The sequence below is a fragment of the Flavobacteriales bacterium genome (assembly GCA_016779935.1).
In the GTDB taxonomy this organism is placed as follows: Bacteria; Bacteroidota; Bacteroidia; order Flavobacteriales; family UBA7312.
Genome location: JADHMQ010000011.1, coordinates 15,298 through 36,223 on the forward strand (window position 1 = coordinate 15,298; position 20,926 = coordinate 36,223).

General features: G+C 34.9%; 19 protein-coding genes. 5 read left to right on the top strand and 14 right to left on the bottom strand.

The window, feature by feature from the left end; translation table 11 throughout:
- Nucleotides 1-6 precede the first annotated feature (6 nt).
- Nucleotides 7-1,224: an ABC transporter permease gene (locus ISP73_06320; GenBank protein MBL6658197.1), complete on the bottom strand. Its 1,218-nt coding sequence runs from the start codon at nt 1,222-1,224 to the stop codon at nt 7-9.
- Between the two features lie 9 nt (nt 1,225-1,233).
- On the opposite strand from ISP73_06320, the gene ISP73_06325 reads away from it, so the two are divergent.
- On the top strand, nt 1,234-2,379 hold the full coding sequence (locus tag ISP73_06325; GenBank protein ID MBL6658198.1) for a DUF1343 domain-containing protein: 1,146 nt from the start codon (nt 1,234-1,236) through the stop codon (nt 2,377-2,379).
- Here ISP73_06325 and ISP73_06330 read toward each other — a convergent pair.
- From ISP73_06330 to ISP73_06340, 3 genes are all read right to left on the bottom strand, one after another.
- Nucleotides 2,366-2,854 (bottom strand): YkgJ family cysteine cluster protein, encoded by a 489-nt coding sequence (locus tag ISP73_06330; GenBank protein ID MBL6658199.1) that lies wholly within the window; start codon nt 2,852-2,854, stop codon nt 2,366-2,368. The two genes, ISP73_06325 and ISP73_06330, sit on opposite strands and share 14 nt — an antisense overlap.
- Nucleotides 2,854-4,053 carry a pyridoxal phosphate-dependent aminotransferase gene (locus ISP73_06335; protein ID MBL6658200.1) on the bottom strand — a complete coding sequence of 400 codons (1,200 nt, stop codon included), beginning with the start codon at nt 4,051-4,053 and terminating at the stop codon, nt 2,854-2,856. Before ISP73_06335 ends, ISP73_06330 begins: the two co-directional genes overlap by 1 nt.
- A gap of 74 nt (nt 4,054-4,127) precedes the next feature.
- Entirely contained in the window at nt 4,128-4,586 is a 459-nt protein-coding gene (locus ISP73_06340; GenBank protein MBL6658201.1) for a DUF1573 domain-containing protein, read from the bottom strand.
- A gap of 126 nt (nt 4,587-4,712) precedes the next feature.
- Between ISP73_06340 and ISP73_06345 the strand changes: the two genes are divergently transcribed.
- Nucleotides 4,713-7,322 (top strand): valine--tRNA ligase, encoded by a 2,610-nt coding sequence (locus tag ISP73_06345; GenBank protein MBL6658202.1) that lies wholly within the window; start codon nt 4,713-4,715, stop codon nt 7,320-7,322.
- Here the strand turns inward: ISP73_06345 and ISP73_06350 are convergent.
- Together ISP73_06350 and hemG are read right to left on the bottom strand one after the other, a co-directional pair.
- Entirely contained in the window at nt 7,319-10,045 is a 2,727-nt protein-coding gene (locus tag ISP73_06350) for a T9SS type A sorting domain-containing protein (GenBank protein MBL6658203.1), read from the bottom strand. The genes ISP73_06345 and ISP73_06350 overlap by 4 nt on opposite strands.
- Nucleotides 10,046-11,389: a protoporphyrinogen oxidase gene (hemG, locus tag ISP73_06355; protein MBL6658204.1), complete on the bottom strand. Its 1,344-nt coding sequence runs from the start codon at nt 11,387-11,389 to the stop codon at nt 10,046-10,048.
- Nucleotides 11,390-11,444: 55 nt separating this feature from the next.
- Between hemG and ISP73_06360 the strand changes: the two genes are divergently transcribed.
- Nucleotides 11,445-14,813: a methylmalonyl-CoA mutase family protein gene (locus ISP73_06360; GenBank protein ID MBL6658205.1), complete on the top strand. Its 3,369-nt coding sequence runs from the start codon at nt 11,445-11,447 to the stop codon at nt 14,811-14,813.
- Here ISP73_06360 and ISP73_06365 read toward each other — a convergent pair whose 3' ends face one another.
- The 6 genes from ISP73_06365 to ISP73_06390 form a co-directional block, all read right to left on the bottom strand.
- Nucleotides 14,814-15,512 carry a hypothetical protein gene (locus ISP73_06365; protein ID MBL6658206.1) on the bottom strand — a complete coding sequence of 233 codons (699 nt, stop codon included), beginning with the start codon at nt 15,510-15,512 and terminating at the stop codon, nt 14,814-14,816.
- Between the two features lie 89 nt (nt 15,513-15,601).
- Complete coding sequence (locus tag ISP73_06370) at nt 15,602-15,775, bottom strand: hypothetical protein (protein MBL6658207.1); 174 nt, start codon at nt 15,773-15,775, stop codon at nt 15,602-15,604.
- 40 nt (nt 15,776-15,815) lie between these two features.
- Nucleotides 15,816-16,088 (bottom strand): hypothetical protein, encoded by a 273-nt coding sequence (locus ISP73_06375; protein ID MBL6658208.1) that lies wholly within the window; start codon nt 16,086-16,088, stop codon nt 15,816-15,818.
- A gap of 23 nt (nt 16,089-16,111) precedes the next feature.
- Nucleotides 16,112-17,119, bottom strand: a complete 1,008-nt coding sequence (locus ISP73_06380; GenBank protein ID MBL6658209.1) for a GyrI-like domain-containing protein — start codon at nt 17,117-17,119, stop codon at nt 16,112-16,114.
- A 9-nt stretch (nt 17,120-17,128) separates the two neighbouring features.
- Nucleotides 17,129-17,320, bottom strand: a complete 192-nt coding sequence (locus ISP73_06385) for a hypothetical protein (GenBank protein MBL6658210.1) — start codon at nt 17,318-17,320, stop codon at nt 17,129-17,131.
- Complete coding sequence (locus tag ISP73_06390) at nt 17,320-17,904, bottom strand: YceI family protein (protein MBL6658211.1); 585 nt, start codon at nt 17,902-17,904, stop codon at nt 17,320-17,322. Before ISP73_06390 ends, ISP73_06385 begins: the two co-directional genes overlap by 1 nt.
- Before the next feature lie 69 nt (nt 17,905-17,973).
- On the opposite strand from ISP73_06390, the gene ISP73_06395 reads away from it, so the two are divergent.
- Nucleotides 17,974-18,375 (top strand): nucleoside triphosphate pyrophosphohydrolase family protein, encoded by a 402-nt coding sequence (locus tag ISP73_06395; protein MBL6658212.1) that lies wholly within the window; start codon nt 17,974-17,976, stop codon nt 18,373-18,375.
- The gene (locus ISP73_06400) at nt 18,359-18,787 is read left to right on the top strand and encodes a GNAT family N-acetyltransferase (GenBank protein ID MBL6658213.1); all 429 of its coding nucleotides are present in this window, start codon (nt 18,359-18,361) and stop codon (nt 18,785-18,787) included. The genes ISP73_06395 and ISP73_06400 overlap by 17 nt, the downstream gene beginning before the upstream one ends.
- Here ISP73_06400 and ISP73_06405 read toward each other — a convergent pair.
- Both ISP73_06405 and ISP73_06410 read right to left on the bottom strand, forming a co-directional pair.
- Nucleotides 18,774-19,820: a branched-chain amino acid aminotransferase gene (locus tag ISP73_06405; GenBank protein MBL6658214.1), complete on the bottom strand. Its 1,047-nt coding sequence runs from the start codon at nt 19,818-19,820 to the stop codon at nt 18,774-18,776. The genes ISP73_06400 and ISP73_06405 overlap by 14 nt on opposite strands.
- An 8-nt stretch (nt 19,821-19,828) precedes the next feature.
- A complete protein-coding gene (locus tag ISP73_06410; GenBank protein ID MBL6658215.1) occupies nt 19,829-20,917 on the bottom strand; it encodes a M42 family metallopeptidase in 1,089 nt (362 codons plus the stop codon).
- Nucleotides 20,918-20,926: the final 9 nt, after the last annotated feature.

Consider the following 20,926-nt stretch of genomic DNA (forward strand, 5'->3'; position numbering starts at 1 on the left):
GCAAATTTACTCAAAACGGATGGCACTCACGGGATTTATTCTACTTATTAAGTATGAAGGAACAATGAGAATTGCTAAACAAATCAATAGTGTGCCAATATTTAGTGCTAAAAAATTAAGCCAATTCAAGTCTATTGGAATAAATGACATGTAATATGTTTCTGGGTTCAAGCTAATGAGTTGAAATTTCTTTTGAATGAGCGCTAATGAAATTCCAATAATATTACCGTATAATAATCCTTTTGAAATGAGGTATGCTGAATGGTACAAAAAAATTTTTCTAATTGTCCAATTTGAACTCCCCAAAGATTTTAAAGTACCTATCAATGGAGTTTGTTCAAGAATAAGTATAAACAGTGCGGTAACCATATTGATAGCGCCTACTAATAACATCAAAATCAAAATGACTTTAATATTTAAGTTTTGTAAATCTAGCCAATCAAACAGCTGCGGGTTAGAATCAATAACATTCTTGGCATTCAAGGAATAGCCAATTTTAGAATAAACTAATTGTGTCATTAATTCTAAATCCTCAAAATTCTCAATTTGAATTTCAAGAGCTCCAACATCTTCATTAGTCCATTTATTTAGTTTTTGAATGTGTTTGATATCGCCGATAACCAACATATTGTCATATTCGGCTATCCCAGTTTCATAAATTCCAGCAATAGAAAATTTTCTAACCCTTACTGGCTGTTGTATAAAATACATTTGAATATCATCTTCAAGTTCAAGGTTTAGTTGTTTGGCAATAGTATTGGACAATACAATACTATTGGACTTTTCACCCTTACCATAGGATGGAATTTTGCCAGCTATTAGTTTGCTTTCTAAAAATTTAGGGTTAAAATCCTTGTTAACACCTTTTAGTACTACCCCCTGAATTTCGTCCTTTGTTTTTAGAATCCCTGCCTTTGTCGCATAAGACTGTATGTGAGTAATACCTTCAATATTTATTAGAAGCTGTTTTAGAGAGTCGCTATTCGCTAAAAGGGTTGACTCGTAAGAATTGCTATCAGAAAAATCAGTCACTTGAATATGCGAACTTAAACCTATAACTTTGTCTCTGATTTCATTTTGAAAACCCTTGATGATAGAAAGAGATAATAACATAACCGACACACTCAGAGCAATAGCCGTAATGGCAATGCGTAAAACGGGTCTGGAAAAACGGTATTCGTTTTTACCAATCAATCGTTTCGCTATGAAAAGGTCTAAATTCATAAAATACTAATGGCTAAAATTAATCATTTATTCCTTTGTCTTTTGTGTTTTTTGAATTGGTCTTGTGCGCAAGGCACTTTTCAAGTCGGTGCTGAACGAACGGCTATTTATTTCCCTCTTTTGGAAGAGAAATCGATTGCTGTAGTTGGTAACCAAAGTTCATTGATAGCTTCGACTCATTTGGTGGATAGTTTGGTGAACAGTGGTCTTGATGTTGTTAAAGTATTTAGTCCAGAGCACGGTTTTAGAGGTACAGCTGATGCCGGTGCTTATATAGATAATGGTGTCGATGAACGTACAGGCTTACCCATCGTTTCCCTTTATGGAAGTAATAAGAAGCCGAAGGCTGAGCAGTTGGCAGGAATAGATGTTTTATTATTTGACATTCAGGATGTTGGAGCTCGTTTTTACACCTATATATCCACTTTGCACTATGTTATGGAAGCTGCTGCTCAACATAATATTTCAGTGATGGTGCTAGACAGACCTAACCCCAACGGACATTATGTTGATGGTCCGGTTTTAGATACCGCTTTCCGTTCGTTTGTAGGAATGCATCCTATTCCAATAGTTCATGGGATGACCATTGGCGAATATGCCCAAATGATTAATGGCGAAAAATGGCTCAAAGAGGGTGTAGAATGTGATTTAAATGTTATCCCAATGACGGCTTATGAAAGATATAAGCCTTATGATTTACCAGTAAAGCCATCGCCAAACTTACCCAATGCTCAGGCAGTAAATTTATACCCTTCACTGTGCTTGTTTGAAGGGACTAACGTTAGTATTGGTCGTGGAACGCCTTTACCTTTCCAACACTATGGAGCACCCTATTTGAAAAGCGATTATTTTTTCATTCCTAAAAGTGGAGAAGGAGCTAAGTACCCCAAACATGAAGGTCAAAAATGCTATGGTATAGACCTCGGTAAACATAAAAAACTTGAGCAAATAGATTTATCTTTTCTAATGAATGCCTACGAACAAGCTGAAGATAAAAGCACTTTTTTCAATGCTTTCTTTGATAAATTAGCTGGAGGAAATTCCTTAAGGCTATCTATTCTCGAAGGAAAATCAGAAGAAGAAATTAGAAAAGCTTGGTCTAATGAACTTGAGTCATTTAAGAGAATGAGGAGTACTTATCTTATTTATGAATAGCATCTTTCATCCTCTCCACGATTTCATATACAGCTGGACAAACATCAACATTTTTTTGAGTTAAGTTCAGTATTTGATGTTGTTTAGCTCTATCGGTATGCGGAAATTCTCTACACGCTTTTGGGCGAACATCGTAAATGCTACACTTATTGTCATCACCTAAAAAGGTACAGGGTACAGACTGTAAAATATAATCATTATCCTCATCTATTCTCAAATATTGTTCGGTAAATTCGGATGGTTTTATTCTGAGGTGTTTGGCTATTCGGCTAATATCTTTATCTGTAAATAAAGGTCCGGTAGTGGTACAGCAGTTAGCGCACTCTAAGCAGTTAGTACAGGCAAATACATCTTCATGTAATTGGTGCATCTTTTTATCCAAAACCTTAGGTTTCTCTCGCTTGAGTCGTTGAAAAAACGCTTTATTTTCTTTAGCCTTTTGTTTAACTAAAGCTCGGTGTTTCTTTAAGTCCATTAGAGCGTTCTGCCAGGATATACTTCAAGTGCTTTATCAAGACACTCAATAGCTTGAGTGAGTGAATCTTGATTAAGAACATAGGCAATACGCACTTGATTAGTTCCTGTATTTGGAGTAGAATAAAAACCCGCAGCAGGAGCTACCATAAGCGTTTTGCCATTGTGGTCAAACTCTTCAAGTAGCCATTGTGCAAACTTGTCGGCATTATCCACTGGAAGTTGAGCAATGCAATAAAATGCCCCTTTGGGTTTGGGACAAATTACGCCTTCAATTTTATTTAAGCCTTCAATGAGTAGATCTCGTCGGGCAACATATTCTTCACTCACTTCATCAAAGTATTCTGTGGGAGTACTTAAGGCTGCCTCACCGGCTACTTGTCCAAAAGTAGGAGGAGATAAACGAGCTTGAGCAAACTTCAGGGCAGTTGTCATTACTTCTTTATTTTTTGAAATCAGGCAGCCTACTCGAATACCACACAAACTGTATCGTTTTGAGGTAGAGTCAATTACAACAGCATGTTGTTCTAATCCTTCAATATTCAATACAGAATGGTGAGTGTTGCCATCGTAGCAAAACTCTCTATATACTTCGTCAGCAAAAAGGAATAAATCGTGTTTGATAACGATATCCCTTAGGGTTTCTAATTCTTCTTTGGAGTATAAGTAGCCAGTTGGGTTACCTGGATTGCAAATAAGAATAGCCTTAGTATTTGGTGTAATGAGTTTTTCAAATTCTTCAATAGCAGGTAGAGCGAATCCATCGTTTATAGAAGTTGTTATTGGTTTTACTTTAACACCTGCAGAAATGGAAAATCCATTATAGTTAGCATAAAAGGGTTCTGGAATAATTATTTCATCACCATTATCCATACATGTATTTAGAGCAAATAAAAGAGCTTCGGAGCCGCCAGTAGTTACCATTACATCAGAATGGTCAATATTTATTCCAACTTTTTGGTAATAATTGGCTAAGCCTTTTCGGTAGCTTTCAAAGCCAGCAGAGTGGCTATATTCTACTACTTTATCATTAAAATTATGAATAGCATCTAAAGCTACTTCTGGTGATTTGATATCAGGTTGACCAATGTTGAGGTGAAAAACAGTTTTCCCTTTTTGCTTTGCACCTTCAGCAAAAGGCACCAACTTACGTATTGGTGATTCGGGCATTTTAATTCCCTTGGATGAAATTTTCGGCATTGCTTTTGATAAAAAAACACCTCCGATATTTACAAAGGAGGTGTTTATTAAACTGAATAAATTAAAAACTTAAATTATTTTACTTCTAAAACTGATGCTTTTGGTTTTGTAGGTGCAGCAGGAGCCTGAGCAGGCTTTTTAACTTCACCTTTAACAGTCAAAACTTTAGTTTTTTCAGCAGCATTAGTAGTTAGAGTAATAGTCTTAGTGAATTTCCCAATTCTATTTGTAGCGTATTTCACACCAATTGAAGCCGATTCACCTGGTGCAATTGGGGCTTTTGGCCATGTAGGTACTGTACATCCACAACTACCTTTAGCATTTGAAATAATCAATGGAGCATTTCCAGTATTAGTAAGAACGAATTCTCTTTTTCCATCCGAATTGTGTTCAATTAAACCATAATCAATGACAGTAGATTCAAAGTCCATTTTTGGACCTGCTTTTACTTCTTTTGCAGCAGGAGATGAACTTTGAGCTTGTAATGAAACTGCTGCTCCAATTAAAGCGATAGCTAAAAATAATTTTTTCATTTTATGTTTTTTTTGGTTCTTAAACTTTAGAACAACAAATGTACTAAAATATTGTATTGTATTAATCCAAAATTCACCCCCAATTTTTAGTCTAAAGTATTATTTTTGGTGCTTATAAAAAATGTAATGAGTATATCAAAAACATATAATCCTACCAGTTCTGAAGAGAAATGGTATGCCCATTGGTTATCTAAAGGTTATTTTAATTCTAAACCTGATGATAGAGAGGCATATACTATCGTAATTCCACCTCCTAATGTAACGGGGGTATTGCATATGGGACATATGTTAAACAACACCTTGCAAGATGTACTTATTCGAAAAGCCAGAATGCAAGGTTTTAACGCTTGTTGGGTGCCTGGTACTGACCATGCTTCTATTGCTACAGAAGCCAAAGTAGTGCAAAAACTAGCTAAAGAAGGTATAGATAAATCAGACTTAAGTCGTGAAGAATTTTTAAAACACGCTTGGGAATGGAAAGAAAAACACGGAGGGATTATTCTTGAGCAATTAAAGAAGTTAGGAGCATCATGCGATTGGGAACGAACAAAGTTCACAATGGATGATGACATGAGTGAATCCGTGATTAAAGTATTTGTTGATTTACACCAAAAAGGACTCATCTACAGAGGTGTACGCATGGTAAATTGGGACCCTAGTGCACAAACAGCCTTGTCTGATGAAGAGGTGATACACAAGGAAGTGAAATCTAAATTGTACCACATTCGCTATGAGATTGAAGATTCTGATGAGTACTTAACAGTTGCAACAACTCGACCAGAAACTATACTTGGTGATACTGCTATATGTGTAAACCCCAATGACGAACGCTACATTCATTTGAAGGGTAAAAAGGCAATTGTGCCTTTAATTAATCGTTCTGTTCCAATCATTTTTGATGAGTACGTTGATATGGAGTTTGGTACGGGTGCACTAAAAGTTACTCCTGCTCATGATATTAACGACTACCAACTTGGTGACAAACACGGTCTTGAAGTTATTGATATATTGAATGATGATGGCACATTAAATGAGTCTGCTCAATTGTATGTAGGTAAAGATAGATTTCAGGTGCGTAAAGAAATCGACAATGACTTAGAAGAGAAAGAGTATTTAGTGAAAACCGAAGACTTACTAAATAAAGTTGGCTTTTCAGAACGTACAGATGCCGTGATTGAACCAAAGCTATCCATGCAATGGTTTTTTAAGATGGAGGAATTTTCTAAACCAGCTTTAGAAAATGTAATGAATGATACCATCAAATTTCATCCAGATAAATTTAAAAATACCTATCGCCATTGGATGGAAAACATAAAGGATTGGTGTGTTTCTAGACAACTGTGGTGGGGACAGCAAATACCAGCTTACTTTTATGAGGGTAATAATTATGTCGTTGCTGAATCTAAAGAATTAGCATTAGATCAAGCTCAAAAAATAAATCCAAATATCACTCTTTCAGACTTAAGACAGGATGAAGATGTTTTGGATACCTGGTTCTCTTCATGGCTATGGCCAATTTCTGTTTTTGACGGTATTCGAAACCCTGATAATGAGGAGGTTAATTATTATTACCCTACTAATGACCTTGTCACTGCTCCTGAAATTTTATTTTTCTGGGTAGCTAGAATGATAATGGCAGGTTATGAATATAAGGGTGAATTGCCATTTAAAAATGTTTATCTGACAGGTATAGTACGTGATAAATTAGGACGAAAAATGTCCAAATCTCTAGGGAATTCGCCTGACCCAATAGAGTTAATGAATAAGTATGGTGCTGATGGTGTTAGGGTTGGGATGTTACTATCTTCGCCTGCTGGAAATGATTTGCCATTTGACGAATCCTTATGCGAACAGGGACGAAATTTCTCCAATAAAATATGGAATGCTACACGCTTAATAAAAGGGTGGGAGGTAGCTGACATTAATCAACCAGAATCATCTGCAATAGCTATCGATTGGTTTGAAAATAAATTTCAGCATACCCTTGAGTTGATAAATCAGGCTTTTGAGAAGTACAGAATATCTGAAGCATTAATGCTCACGTATCGTTTAGTTTGGGACGATTTTTGTTCGTGGTATTTAGAGTCCATTAAGCCAGATTATCAAAATCCTATTGATTCAAAAACTCTTGAATTGACTACAGAGTTTTTAGATAACATACTGAAACTATTACATCCTTTTATGCCATTTCTCACTGAAGAAATATGGCATATAGTAGCTAAGAGAGATGAAGATATTATCGTTTCTACATGGCCTAAAACTAAAGAAGTAAATCAGTCTATTATTAATGATTTTGAATATGCTACAGAAATTGTATCTGCCATCAGAACAATTAGAAAGGAGAAGCAAATACCGAATAAAGATGCTTTACAATTATTTATAAAGACCAACGAAGAAACATCTACTTCAATGGATTCTTTAGTATGTAGACTGGTGAACCTATCTGAACTTTCTTACACTAAGGAGACTGTTGATGGGGCTTTTTCTTTCAGAGTTAAATCTAATGAATTCTTTGTGCCTTTATCTGATAATATTGATGTTGGTGCTGAATTAGACAAGCTGCGTTCGGAATTGGAATACACTCATGGGTTTTTGAAGTCTGTTGAGGGTAAACTGTCCAACAATCGATTTGTAAATAATGCTCCTGAGCAAGTAGTAGCCATTGAAAGAAAAAAGCAATCTGACGCCTTAGCGAAGATTGCTTTTTTAGAGGAACAAATAAAAGCCTTATCCTAATTTAGGATTAGCTTTTTGCTCTCTTTTTTCTGTTCGCCAATTAGGTTTAAGAAGTAAACTCCTCTTTCTAGTTCAGCGGTTCGCAATGTGATAGAACTAGAAGAAATCTTTTCTTCAATTACTACTTTTCCACTCGCGTCGATTAATTGTATTTTTTTCCATTCTTCATTTTCTTCCAAGTCAATATTTACGATGTCTTTTGCTGGATTTGGATAGATTGAATATTGAGTGTGGTCAATCTCATTTACACTCACCAAATCAGGAAATACATCGTATATAGAGGTAATAATAGTTGAATATACGCCAGTACCGTGCGTTCCTACTACAAGTTTACCATCGCTATCTCTGAATCGAATATTTTCAATGACTACATTTCCTATAGCACTTGTTCCAATCTGACGCCATTCAGTATCTAAACCTTCTAACTTATCTGTTCCATAAAGCCCAGTACTACCACCTACTAAATATAGAGTATCACTGCCAAGAACAGCAATTTCTGCAGTTCGCATGGAAGGTCCATTTCCACCACCAGAAAAAGAGTCTTCTAGATTACCTCCAACCTTTTTCCACGTTTGTCCACCATCATCAGTAAATAGGAAGCTATATGTAGAATAGTTTGAAATGAGCACCAATACCCGTTCAGCATTTGTTGGATCAATTTCTACTGCCGAGACGTTTTTATTACCAAATCCTATTGGTAAAGTGTTTAACAGAACCATATCTGGATCCCCTTCGTGAGCATTGTCAATTCTATAAATATAATTATCGCTCGTACCAATGTAAACTGTATTTGGTGGGTTAGTCGAAACGTCCATACATGAAATTGTTCTATTTGTAGTGTCAGAGAAAACCTCCCAACCTATATTGGTCCTAGTTTGTGAATTATTGTAAGGGTAGTTACTAGCGTCGTTATTTCTCCACAGATGATAAGCGTTGTTCATGTAGATAATATCGTCATTATTAGGGTCCATAGCTAGGTAGTTAATGAAGTCATACATTACTGTATCAGCACCTAGTGGATCCATTCTATTATATGCCATTACTTCACCTTGATTATTTAACTTCATTTTGAATAAAACACCCCTTTGTATTTGTAAATAAAAGTCTTCTTCATTGTCTGCAACAGCACTGTAGCACCCATCTCCATTGAAAGGCATTACCCAGTCGTCTGTTTCGTCATCGCTAATTGTTACAAAGTTTCCGTTATCCTGGAAGCCACCGACAATTAAGTCGCTATTTCCTTTACCCATTGTTACGGAATAAAGCTGGGTTGTCTGATACCCATTATTAAGTCTTGTCCAAAGATGAGGTGTAGCTAAACAGTTTGTTGACTTATAGATTCCTCCATCATTAGCACTTAGAATAGTATTGGGGTCTGAAGGTAAAAATAGAAGGTCGTGCTGGTCTGGATGGTGTCTGTCATAGATATCCCAATTATCGTATCCATGATCGGAACCTTCATAATATCCTCCAATTTGAGCTGTATTTGTATCCGAAGTAAAACCATCCGTTGAACGCCATAAGTTAGTACCCCCTATGAAAACAACGTTTGGCTCATCTGGTTTTACTTTTACCAATAAATCATAACCACCCTGAGCATTGAAGTTGTCGAAAGTTGTTGGTTTGTTTGCTGGAATATTTTGGGAAAGATTAATCCATGTACCACAGCTATCCGTACCGTCGCCACATAAGTAAGTGTATTTCCACAAAGAAGTCCAGGTTTCACCATTGAAAAAAGTATTTGTGAACTGACCAGAATTTGTAGTTTCAGCAGTTAAGAAATAGACTTCATTTTCGTTGGACGGATTTATGCCAATAGCACTTCTTCCGTACGTATTCCCAAAGCTATCAGGTAAAATATTTGCCCATTCCATACCATCAGCAGAACGCCAGAACCCTTTGCCTGCACCATCTGAGCTAAGTGTGGCGTACACTACTCCTGTTGAAGTAATTTCTACATTGTTGTAGTAAGCTTCCCCGCCACCAACTTCTTCATTCCAAGACTCACCACCATCAACCGAGCGGTAGATGCCTCCATATGTTGCCAAATACATTTCATCTTCCTCTAGATTTGAAGGGTCAAGAACAATGTTCCAAGCAAAATCAAAAACATTGAAACTTCCAGCTGGGCTATTATCAGCAGTAGAACTAATGGAGTCCCAAGTGAGTCCGTTGTCAATGGATTTGTAAATACCATTACCATCGAAATAAGCACCACTTCCACTAGCAGAATTACCAGCTAATTCACCTGTTCCATAGTACCATATATTTTCTTTTCCTTCTCTAGTATCTTGAGCTAAGCAGGTAACGTTATGTAATTGAAAAGGTTTTGTCATTTTACTCCAACTCTGTCCCAAGTTTGTTGACCGCCAAATACCACCAGAAACACCACCGGCTATTAAGGTGTTTTCGTCAGTAACATCATAGGCTAGTGCTCTAGTGCGTCCTCCAACATTGTAGGGTCCTTCAGCAGTCCAAACGAGATTAGAATTATTTAAATCATTTGGTAAAGATTGTGCAAATTTCAACTCCTTTCTTCTTATGCTTTGTGGAATATTACCATTGGCATCAAGCAAACGTTTTGCATCCCACGCCTTTCTCGACTTAGGAGATTCGGAAGGTGCTTTGTAGATGGAATTAAAATCAATTGGTTTGTCAGGAGTTAGCGCTACAAATGTAAGTCCAGCCAAAATTAATACGGTTAAAATTTTAAATAATTTCATTTAGTTGTTGTTAAGATGCATATTTTCAACGAAGATTTCAGCTTTTTTAACACAGTCGCTGACAGAAACCCCGTTGAAATAATTCCCTAAAATATGAAAGTTAGGGAAATTGCTCTCAAATTTATCTATTTCCAATATAAGTTGGTCAAGTTCAAGGCCATATTGGGGTATACCTTTGATGTATGATGTATGGTTTTTGAAGGTAGGTATTTTTTTGCATTGCATTAACTCCATTACTTCATCTAAAACAATTTTTTCGAGTTCATCTTTTTCCAAAGAACATAGTTCGGACTGCCTACTTCCGCCTACAATTACGGTAAATAATTCCTTATTTTTTGGAGAAACATGAGGGAAAATTCTTGAATTAAAAAGTATTCCTAGAAAGTGTTTGTTGTCAGATTGTTTACTAAGTACTCCAAAACCTTGTGCTTGATTTTTCACCTCATTTTTATCAAATCCAAAATGAAATACATCAATAGGTACATATTCAATAGCATTTAAATTAGTTATTAGCTCGATGGTTTCAATGACTTTTGAAAGTGAATGAGCAGGTATAGTAGATATAATTTTTTGACAGTGAATAATATTATTATTTGAATCGATAATTTCATATCCCTCTTCTATCTTAATAATACTGACTACCTCTGTATTGCATTGGATTTTATCTTTTAGTCGTTGGCTAATTTCATCAGTTAATTCAGAAAGACCATTTGGGAAATTAAACATTCTAGCTTTTGGAGCTTTCTTTTTTTTCATTAAACCTTTTATAACGGAACCATGTTTTTGCTCAGCTTCCCATATCATTTTAAGAGTATGCTTAGCACTCATTTTCTTTGGATTTCCAGAATATATTCCAGTTACAAAGGGTTCCACAAACTGTTTTAGTATGGCTTTGCCAAACCGTCTACTAATGAATTCAGCTAATGAAGTATCGCTTTGGTGTGGTTTAATAAAAGGCTCTTTCAATAACCTCAATTTTTCATACCATTTCAATAATGGTGTTTTTATGAACTCTATTGGATTTCTTGGAAGTAACTGTAATTTATTTTGATGTAAAACGTAACGGTTATTTTCAGCTGTTTCTAACGGAGTCGACATTTTATTCCATAATCCGCAATCTTTGATGAGTGATTTAATAGATTCATTATTAAGCAATACGGTATTTGGTCCATTTTCAATAAGGTAACCATCAATTAATTTAGAATGAATGTTTCCGCCTGTTTTTTCACTTTTTTCTAAAACAATAAAGTCATCGGTTTTCTTTGAAAGAAAGTGTGCTACACTTAGGCCAGAAATACCACATCCTAATACAACGGTATGTTTTTTTATAGAAGCGATATGCAAATTTAGCCAAAATAAGCGCGTAAAATATATATTTGCATACCCAAGTTAATTGAAAATGCAAGAACCGAAACCATACAAACCCAAAAATAATATTCGGATAGTTACTGCAGCCAGTCTTTTTGACGGTCATGATGCAGCTATTAATATTATGCGTAGAATTATACAAGCTACTGGATGTGAAGTCATTCATCTTGGTCATGACCGTTCCGTTGAAGAGGTGGTTAATTGTGCCATTGAAGAAGATGCAAATGCAATTGCAATGACTTCTTATCAGGGAGGGCATACAGAGTATTTAAAATACATGTATGACTTACTACAAGAGAAGGGAGCTAGTCAGATTCGCATTTTTGCTGGAGGTGGAGGTACAATATTGCCTGAAGAAATTAAGGAACTACATGAATATGGTATAAGCCGTATTTATCATCCTGATGACGGAAGAGCTATGGGGCTTCAAGGAATGATAAACGATTTGGTTGAAAAATCAGACTTCCCTACAGGCAAAGGAGTCGAAAATTGTGCTAAAGATTTATCAAATGTTCAAAATATTGCGCGTTTGATTTCTGCTGCAGAGAATTTCCCTGATGAAGCTAAGAATGAATTGGCAGAAATTTCAAAACTGGCTAAAGAATCTAAGACGCCTGTGTTGGGTATAACGGGTACAGGTGGTGCTGGAAAATCTTCTTTGGTGGATGAATTGGTTAGGCGTTTTCTGATTGATTTTTCTGATAAGCGATTAGCTATTATTTCTGTTGACCCATCAAAGCGTAAAACTGGTGGGGCATTGCTAGGTGATAGAATTAGAATGAACTCTATCAAAAATAAGCGTGTTTACATGCGTTCTTTAGCAACTAGACAAGCCAATTTAGCCTTATCAGCACATGTAAATAAGGCCTTAGATATTCTAAAAGTCGCCAATTTTGACTTGATAATTCTTGAAACATCTGGAATTGGTCAGTCAGATACTGAAATTTTAGAACATTCTGATGCTTCCTTGTATGTAATGACTCCTGAATATGGTGCAGCTACTCAGCTTGAAAAAATTGATATGCTTGATTTTGCAGATTTAATAGCCATAAATAAGTTTGATAAGCGTGGCTCATTAGACGCCTTAAGAGATGTTAAAAAACAATACCAGCGTAATCACAAATTATTTGAACAGGATGCTGAGACGATGCCTGTATTTGGAACTATTGCCTCACAATTCAATGACCCTGGAGCAAATACCTTATACAAAGCTTTAATAAGTAAGATTGTTGAAAAAACAGGAGTCTCCTTAGATTCAACTTTTGAGATTAGCAGAGAAATGTCGGAGAAGATTTTTGTAATCCCTCCAAAAAGAAGCCGTTACCTATCAGAAATTGCAGATGCCAATAGAAACTACAATGAATGGGTAGGACAGCAAAAAGAAGTTGCTCAAGAGCTTTATGCTTTACAAACCTCTATTAAGTCTATCGAGCGAGCTAATGTTGAAGATAAAGACCGTTTAATAAAGCAGTTGCAAGAAGTTTATAATGAAAAAGCTTTAGATATAGACCCTAAAAATATGCTGCTTTTAGAGGCTTGGAATGATGTTAAAAATGACTATAAGAGAGAACATTACTCCTTTAAAGTCAGGAATAAAGAGTTAAAGATAAAGACACATACTGAATCCCTATCAGGTTCGCAAATACCTAAAATATCTGTGCCAAAATATTCTGGATGGGGCGATATATTACAGTGGCAACTACAAGAAAATTTACCAGGAAAATTCCCATTTACTTCAGGGATCTTCCCATTCAAAAGAGAAGGAGAGGATCCAACACGAATGTTTGCTGGTGAAGGTGGCCCTGAACGAACAAATAAACGTTTCCATTATGTGAGTTTAGGAATGCCTGCTAAACGTTTGTCAACAGCCTTTGACTCCGTCACTCTATATGGTAACGACCCTGATTATAGACCAGATATTTATGGTAAAATTGGTAATGCAGGTGTTTCTATTTGCTGTCTGGACGATGCTAAAAAATTATACTCTGGTTTTGACTTGTGTAATTCGTCCACATCTGTTTCAATGACGATTAATGGACCCGCTCCAATGTTATTGGCATTTTTTATGAATGCTGCTATTGACCAACAATGTGAATTGTATATTAAGGAAAATGGACTTGAAAAAGAAGTTCAAAAGAAAATAGACTCATTGTACAAAGGCAAAAAGCGTCCACAATACCAAGGTAATTTGCCTGAAGGTAATGACGGTTTAGGTTTAATGTTACTCGGCGTCACAGGAAATCAAGTATTGCCAACTGATGTTTATGAGAAAATAAAGCGAGAGACTCTTAAAGTAGTAAGAGGAACGGTTCAGGCAGATATTTTAAAAGAAGATCAGGCACAAAATACCTGTATATTTTCAACTGAGTTTGCACTCAGAATGATGGGTGATGTACAACAGTACTTCATTGAAAAAGAAATAAGAAATTTTTATTCTGTATCTATTTCAGGATATCATATAGCTGAAGCAGGAGCAAATCCAATTTCACAATTGGCATTTACTCTAGCAAATGGCTTTACTTATGTAGAGTATTATTTAAGTAGAGGAATGGATATTAATAAGTTTGGACCTAACTTATCATTCTTTTTCTCAAATGGTATTGATCCAGAATATGCCGTAATTGGTAGAGTTGCCAGAAGGATTTGGGCAAAAGCAATGAAGCAACGTTATGGAGCAAATGAGCGTTCTCAAATGCTTAAATATCATATTCAAACATCTGGTCGATCATTGCATGCTCAAGAAATAGATTTCAACGACATTAGAACTACTCTACAGGCATTGTATGCCATATACGATAATTGTAACTCATTACATACCAATGCTTACGATGAAGCCATTACTACTCCAACTGAAGATTCTGTAAGACGAGCAATGGCGATTCAGTTGATAATCAATAAGGAACTTGGATTAGCTAAAAATGAGAATCCACTTCAAGGCTCATTTATTATTGAGGAATTAACGGATTTAGTTGAAGAGGCCGTTTTGGTTGAGTTTGATAGAATTACGGAAAGAGGTGGTGTCTTAGGTGCTATGGAAACTATGTACCAACGTTCTAAGATTCAAGAAGAATCAATGCACTATGAAATGCTTAAGCATACTGGTGAGTATCCAATTATTGGAGTAAACACCTTCTTAAATTCGAAAGGCTCGCCTACAATAATCCCTTCAGAGGTTTTTCGTGCTGCAAAAGAAGAAAAGGAGTATCAGATAGAAATGCTTATCAACTTAATAGAAAACAACAGTAGTGCTTCAAAACAAAAGATTGAGGAGCTACAACAGTCTGCTATTCAAAATCAAAATATTTTTGAGGTAATGATGGAAGCTGCAAAAGTATGTTCACTCGGACAGATTACCAATTCTCTTTTTGAAGTAGGTGGTCAGTACCGAAGAAATATGTAGTTATTCAAAAGCTTTCTTTTGGGTTTGGGTTTCTTTTAATTTGCTTTCGGATTTTTTGAGATTTTCTTCGATACCTTTTTGTTCTTCTTCTAGATTAACAATCTTATTTTCTGAAAGTCTTATGTTTTCAGTGTTTTCGTTAATACCATTAGTCTCCTTTTCAATTTGTTTTTCAATTTTCTTTTTCTCTTGATTTAGCGATTTAGATTCCTTTTCAAGTAGCTTTAGTTGTTCTTCTAGAGCCATTTCATCATGCTCTGTTATTTCTTTTTTAATGTTTGAAATATTTTCTTGATTAGTTTGAATTTTTGTTTCTAGTTCCTTTATGGCATTTTCTTCGTTAGCTACTGAGGTTTTTAGAGTTTCGATTTCTCCGATACTCTCGAGGATAAGTTTGTCAATTTGTTTGATTTTCTTTCTCCCAGCCTTGTCTAATTTATCGTGCTTTTTGAGAGCTGCCTTTTCTGTTTCATTACCTTTCATTGAAGAGTTTTGGATAGCTATCTGACCATTTTTTATTGCGATTTTTTCTTTGTGTTTATTTATTTCTTTCAACAATGACTTATTAGTTTTTTCTAAACCAGTGATATTTTTTTGCATGCCTTTTATGCTTTTTGATGCAATTTCAGATTCTTTACTTCTTATTTTATCATCATTCTTTAAAATCAGTTTTTCCTGAGATGATAGGCTTTGCTTCAAATTTTCTATTTCATGGTTTGAGTTTTTAATACTGGTGGTATATTTACTGATATTCTTATATTGACTTTCTTGATTTTTTTTAGCTTGATTTATTTTTTTTTCAGTGACTTTATTTCGTTTTCTTGTTTGTCGATAAGTTCAATATAGACTAATTCAACAGCTTCATTTGCGATGTTTTTCACGACTTTTTTATAGTTATTTATTTCGCTCGGTGTTTTCTCTTCACTAATTTCTGATTCTTCATTGGCAAAGTAAGAGTACAATATGGCATTACCGTTGTTTTCAGTGATTTTGAATTTTCCTTTACTTTTGATTACTCTCTAATGAAAATTCACTCACTAAAAATTCGTTATCACTACCTTTTATTGGAGTTAGCTTGGCATTATAGGCTTTAAAAATGGTTTTTAAAGCCTTCTCTACATTGCTCTTAGATACTTTATCAAATTGGGTTTGAATTACGGGTAAACTTCCACTGTTAAAATTAAATTCTGTGCTAATAGCTTCAGTAAAGTTTTGTGCATTTGCACTAATAACTATGCAGGTAATAATGCTTAGAGTATTGATTAATTTTTTCATGTTTTAAGTTTTTCAATTAGTTGTCATTCCAGTTCATACACCACTAAAGTTTCCCAACTTGCTGTATTTGTTGTGAGTTGCGGATCGGTAAGGTATATTTCGTAAGGCTGTGGTTTAAGCTGATATCCATTTTTATCACAAAATGCTCTAATCTTTTCATGGGTTTTGAAAATAGTTCTATAATCACCTTTGTGTATAGCTTGAGCACTTAGTGTTGCTGGTTTTTCCGAGTATTCCATTTTTGCTGGCAAGGGGCTTGAAACAGGGACTTCTATAAACATTCCAGATTTTAAAACAACTTTATTTTCTTCGCCAGGCGTGTTTGGAAATTCCTCATATTGGGCAAATGGAGAGCTCGTTGGCATTATTCCATTTTCTGCAAGAAAAACAAAAATAGTATTGTAACTTTCAGAAAGTGAAGAACTAATACCTTCTGTTGAGCAGCTCGTTGTAATCGAGATTACGTTCTGACTACCCCAGTCTTTTATACTAACTTCACCGCTTTCTGAAGGTATAGATTCACAATAATTTTTAAGAAGTTGTAATCCTTTTTCATGGTCGGACTTCATCATTTTAGTCATTACAGGACCAAATATTCGTGCTAAGAATGGTAGTTCTCCATAATTTTTCCAACTAACCTCAATACCGCTATTATTAGGGGCTAATTCAAAACTAGCTTGGAAAGGTGAATTATCTTTTATGGTAATTTTATATTCAAGTGATTTAAGAAAAATAGTATTAGTCAATTCAATTGCACCTTCTCCAGAATTTTCACTTTTCCATTTTCTTACGGCACCAACTTCATATGGTTTTGGCGAAAGACTTGTTTTTATAGTAGTATCCGTACTTAACCAAGGGTCCCAATTTTCCCAATTTGAAAAGTCACTAATTTGATTGTAAACTATAAAAGGGCTACTATCAATTTCTATAGAGGTTTCAACTTCAAATTCTCTGTCAAAGAAAAAATTAGCAATAAGGTAAATAGTGAGTATTCCTAAAAGTGCGTATAAAATTGATTTGATGAATTTCATATCTAAAGTTTAAATCATATAGCCTCTGAAAACATAGGCAAGAAAAGCAAAAATTACAACAGAAAAAACAAATAGGATACTTCCTTTGTAGTGTATCCTATTTACTTTAAAATCTTTCACATAAGACCATATTAAGTAGCCAATGAAAGCTATTGCAAAACAAATTGCAAAAACCCAATGGCCAGAAGTAATATTTTCCATTACTTATTTAAAATAATATTAAAGTCTATTAAAACATCATCGTTGATTGCTTTATCACCTAAGTTTTCAAAGAAAGAGCCAGAATCGTACTTAATATCAAATTTTGTTCTGTCAAAAGAGAAAGTTCCTGAAACTTCCAATTCAGATTTTGATTCTTTCAGCTGCATAGGAAAAGATATTACACCTTTGATGCCTTTGATAGTAATATTACCAAATACATCAAATTTTCCTTTGCCAAGAGGCGTAGCTTTAATCATATCAAAACTAACTTCTGGGTATTTTTTAACGTTAAAAAAATCTTCACTTTTAAGGTGACCAACAAGTTTGTTGCTATATTTTTCAGATTTGATATCATCATTAGTAATCGTATTCATATCTACCACAAAATTTGCAGAAGCTATTTTTCCATGATCCATAAAGACATTACCACTTTTTAATGAAACGTGACCATCATGACCACCAGTTACTTTTTCTGCTTTCCAAACGACTTTACTCTTGCTTACATCAACAGTATATTTATCGACATGCGTAGTAAATGCTGATAAAACAAACAAAGCACTTAAAACAATTGCTATTTTTTTCATAATTATAGTTTTGAATTTGATATTTACGTTACAAAATTAACTTATTTTGAAACAAATTAGTATTTATAAATGGAAGATAAGATAAATAAGGTTAAAAAATTTCACGAAGTATTTTTAATTGGAAATGAAGAGGAATTAAAAAGAGATGTAGATGAACCTACCTTTCTTTTGCGTCACAGACTGATGCATGAAGAAAATGAAGAGTATTTGGAAGCTTGTAGAAATGAGGATGTTGTAGAAATTGCAGATGCACTTGGGGATATGTTGTACATCTGGTGTGGAACAGTGCTAAAACACGGGATGCAAGATGTTATCGCCGAAATTTTTGACGAGATTCAAAGGAGCAATATGTCAAAACTTGATGAGTCAGGACAGCCTATTTTTCGTGAAGATGGAAAAGTGTTAAAAGGGGCTAACTATTTCAAGCCTAACATCAAAAAAATATTAGAAAAGCATGTTGGAAGTCTTTAGACTAAACTTTTCTGACAGTTTATTTTCTGATGTTCGAGCGATAAGACAAAGTGTTTTTGTTGAAGAGCAAGGCGTTAGCAGCTCAAAAGAAAACGATGAGTTTGAACAGGAAGCCTTTCACTATTTACTAAGATATAATAGCAGAAATATTGGTGCGGCTAGAAGGAGAACGACCAGCAATGGTATTAAATTAGAGCGTTTTGCTATTCTAAAGAAATTCAGAGGTAGAGGAATGGGCAAAAAGCTCGTAAAGGAAGTATTGATGGATGTAAAAGATTCTGATAAACAGATTTACCTTCATGCTCAAATTCAAGTCGTTGACTTTTACGAAAATTTAAATTTTGTAATAGAAGGAGAGTTGTTTGAAGAAGCTGGGATTAATCATTATAAAATGATATTTAAATCTCCATAGTCCACCCAAAAGTATCTTCGACTTTTCCATATTGAATACTTAACAATTCTTTCTTTAAAAATTGCCCGTATGATTTTGGTGTTTGTTTTTCAATATGGATGTCTAAATCCCTAAAAGTAATTTTGTCAATTGGGTTAAGTGTAACTGCTGTTCCCACACCAAATGCTTCTTGTAAAGTATTGTTTTTGTAAGCTTGCACAATTTCCTTCACAGAAATTTTTCTTTCTTCAACTTCAATGCCTTTTTGTTTTGCAATAGCGATAACACTATCTCTAGTAATTCCTCCTAGAATACTATCGCTAAGTTGAGGAGTTATAAGGGCGTCATTTATTCTAAACATAATGTTCATAGTACCAGACTCCTCAATGTATTCATGATTTTTGGCATCGGTCCAAATAACTTGAGTATAGCCATCATTTTGAGCATCTTTAGTTGGTGCAAATGCAGCGGCATAATTTCCTGCAGCTTTAGCAAAACCAGTTCCACCTTCAACAGAACGTGCAAATTTTTCTTCGATTTTTAAATTGGTTTCACCTTTATAATAACTCGCAGTGGGTGATGTAATTATCATAAATCGATAGTTTGAAGATGGAGTAGCACGAATAAACTCACTGTCAGCAATCATAAAAGGTCTTATATAAAGTGACTTTTCATCAGAATGAGGAATCCAGTCGCTATCCACTTTTAAAAGTTCAGTCAAGCCATTCATGAATAAATCTTCATCAATGGTTGGCATGCATAATCGTTCTGCTGAAGTGTTAAATCGCTTTAAGTTATCAAGGGGTCTAAATAGAAGTATTTTCCCCTCTTTATTTTTATAGGCTTTCATGCCTTCAAAAATAGCTTGACCATAGTGAAATACATGCGTACTTGGAGCTACACTTATTGGTCCATAAGGAATTATTTCTTCATCACACCATTTACCATCTTTAAAGTTGGCAGTAAACATATGGTCGCTAAAACTTTTACCGAAAGAAAGGTTGTCAAAATCGGTATTAGCTAATTTAGAATAAGTTGTTTTAGTGATTTTCATCAACAGATTTATTTTAAATATCTAAAATCGTGATTATCTTCTATCTTTAACAATGCATTATAGATTAGGTCAATTACATTTTCAACATCATCTTTATGAACGCTCTCTACAGTAGTATGCATATACCTTAATGGTAACGAAATAAGTGCAGAAGCAACACCTCCTGTAGAGTATGCAAAAGCATCTGTATCAGTGCCTGTAGCTCTAGAAGCAGCAGCTCTCTGGAATGGAATTTCATTCTTTTCTGCTACATCAATTATTAAGTTCAGTAAATTATTTTGAACGGCAGGCCCATAAGTTAAAACAGGTCCTTTGCCACTAAACAAATCACCTTGTTTGATTTTATTAATCATTGGTGTTTGAGTGTCATGACAGACATCAGTAACTATGGCAACGTCAGGATTAATTCTTTCCGTTATCATTTGAGCTCCGCGTAATCCTACTTCTTCTTGAACGGAATTAGTTATGTATAGTCCGAATGGTAATGACTTTTTATTTTTTTTTAAAAGTCTAGCTACTTCAGCAATCATAAATCCACCAATTCTGTTGTCTAAAGCTCTACCAACGTAATAAGAATCATTTAGAATCATGAATTCATCTTTATACGTTACAACACAGCCAACATGAACACCAAGTTTCTCAACCTCTTCTTTACTACTACAGCCACAGTCAAGGAATATGTTATCTAGTTTGGGTGACTTCTCATCAGCACCGTGTCGAGTATGAATTGCTGGCCATCCAAAAATGGCATCAACTGTTCCGTTTTTAGTGTGTATATTAACCCGTTTTGAAGGAGCAATTTGATGGTCACTACCACCATTTCTTCTAAGGTAAATAAAACCTTCTTTAGTTATATAATGAACAAACCAAGATATCTCGTCGGCATGTGCTTCGATAACAACCTTGTACTTAGCTTCTGGATTTATGACACCAACAACAGTACCGTAGGTGTCAACAAAGTAATCCTCAACATATGGTTTGATATATTCTAACCATAATTTCTGTCCTTCACTCTCAAAACCTGTAGGAGAGGCATTATTAAGGTATTCCTCCAAAAATTTTATTGAATTCTTGTTAGTCAAAGTCTTTTTAGCCATAATACAGTC

What these genes read in the sequence shown, in the direction of transcription:
- ISP73_06320 (MBL6658197.1), bottom strand. Translation starts at nt 1,224, where the DNA reads ATGAATTTAGACCTTTTCATAGCGAAACGATTGATTGGTAAAAACGAA.
- ISP73_06325 (MBL6658198.1), top strand. Translation starts at nt 1,234, where the DNA reads ATGGCTAAAATTAATCATTTATTCCTTTGTCTTTTGTGTTTTTTGAAT.
- ISP73_06330 (MBL6658199.1), bottom strand. Translation starts at nt 2,854, where the DNA reads ATGGACTTAAAGAAACACCGAGCTTTAGTTAAACAAAAGGCTAAAGAA.
- ISP73_06335 (MBL6658200.1), bottom strand. Translation starts at nt 4,053, where the DNA reads ATGCCGAAAATTTCATCCAAGGGAATTAAAATGCCCGAATCACCAATA.
- ISP73_06340 (MBL6658201.1), bottom strand. Translation starts at nt 4,586, where the DNA reads ATGAAAAAATTATTTTTAGCTATCGCTTTAATTGGAGCAGCAGTTTCA.
- ISP73_06345 (MBL6658202.1), top strand. Translation starts at nt 4,713, where the DNA reads ATGAGTATATCAAAAACATATAATCCTACCAGTTCTGAAGAGAAATGG.
- ISP73_06350 (MBL6658203.1), bottom strand. Translation starts at nt 10,045, where the DNA reads ATGAAATTATTTAAAATTTTAACCGTATTAATTTTGGCTGGACTTACA.
- ISP73_06360 (MBL6658205.1), top strand. Translation starts at nt 11,445, where the DNA reads ATGCAAGAACCGAAACCATACAAACCCAAAAATAATATTCGGATAGTT.
- ISP73_06375 (MBL6658208.1), bottom strand. Translation starts at nt 16,088, where the DNA reads ATGAAAAAATTAATCAATACTCTAAGCATTATTACCTGCATAGTTATT.
- ISP73_06380 (MBL6658209.1), bottom strand. Translation starts at nt 17,119, where the DNA reads ATGAAATTCATCAAATCAATTTTATACGCACTTTTAGGAATACTCACT.
- ISP73_06385 (MBL6658210.1), bottom strand. Translation starts at nt 17,320, where the DNA reads ATGGAAAATATTACTTCTGGCCATTGGGTTTTTGCAATTTGTTTTGCA.
- ISP73_06390 (MBL6658211.1), bottom strand. Translation starts at nt 17,904, where the DNA reads ATGAAAAAAATAGCAATTGTTTTAAGTGCTTTGTTTGTTTTATCAGCA.
- ISP73_06395 (MBL6658212.1), top strand. Translation starts at nt 17,974, where the DNA reads ATGGAAGATAAGATAAATAAGGTTAAAAAATTTCACGAAGTATTTTTA.
- ISP73_06400 (MBL6658213.1), top strand. Translation starts at nt 18,359, where the DNA reads ATGTTGGAAGTCTTTAGACTAAACTTTTCTGACAGTTTATTTTCTGAT.
- ISP73_06405 (MBL6658214.1), bottom strand. Translation starts at nt 19,820, where the DNA reads ATGAAAATCACTAAAACAACTTATTCTAAATTAGCTAATACCGATTTT.
- ISP73_06410 (MBL6658215.1), bottom strand. Translation starts at nt 20,917, where the DNA reads ATGGCTAAAAAGACTTTGACTAACAAGAATTCAATAAAATTTTTGGAG.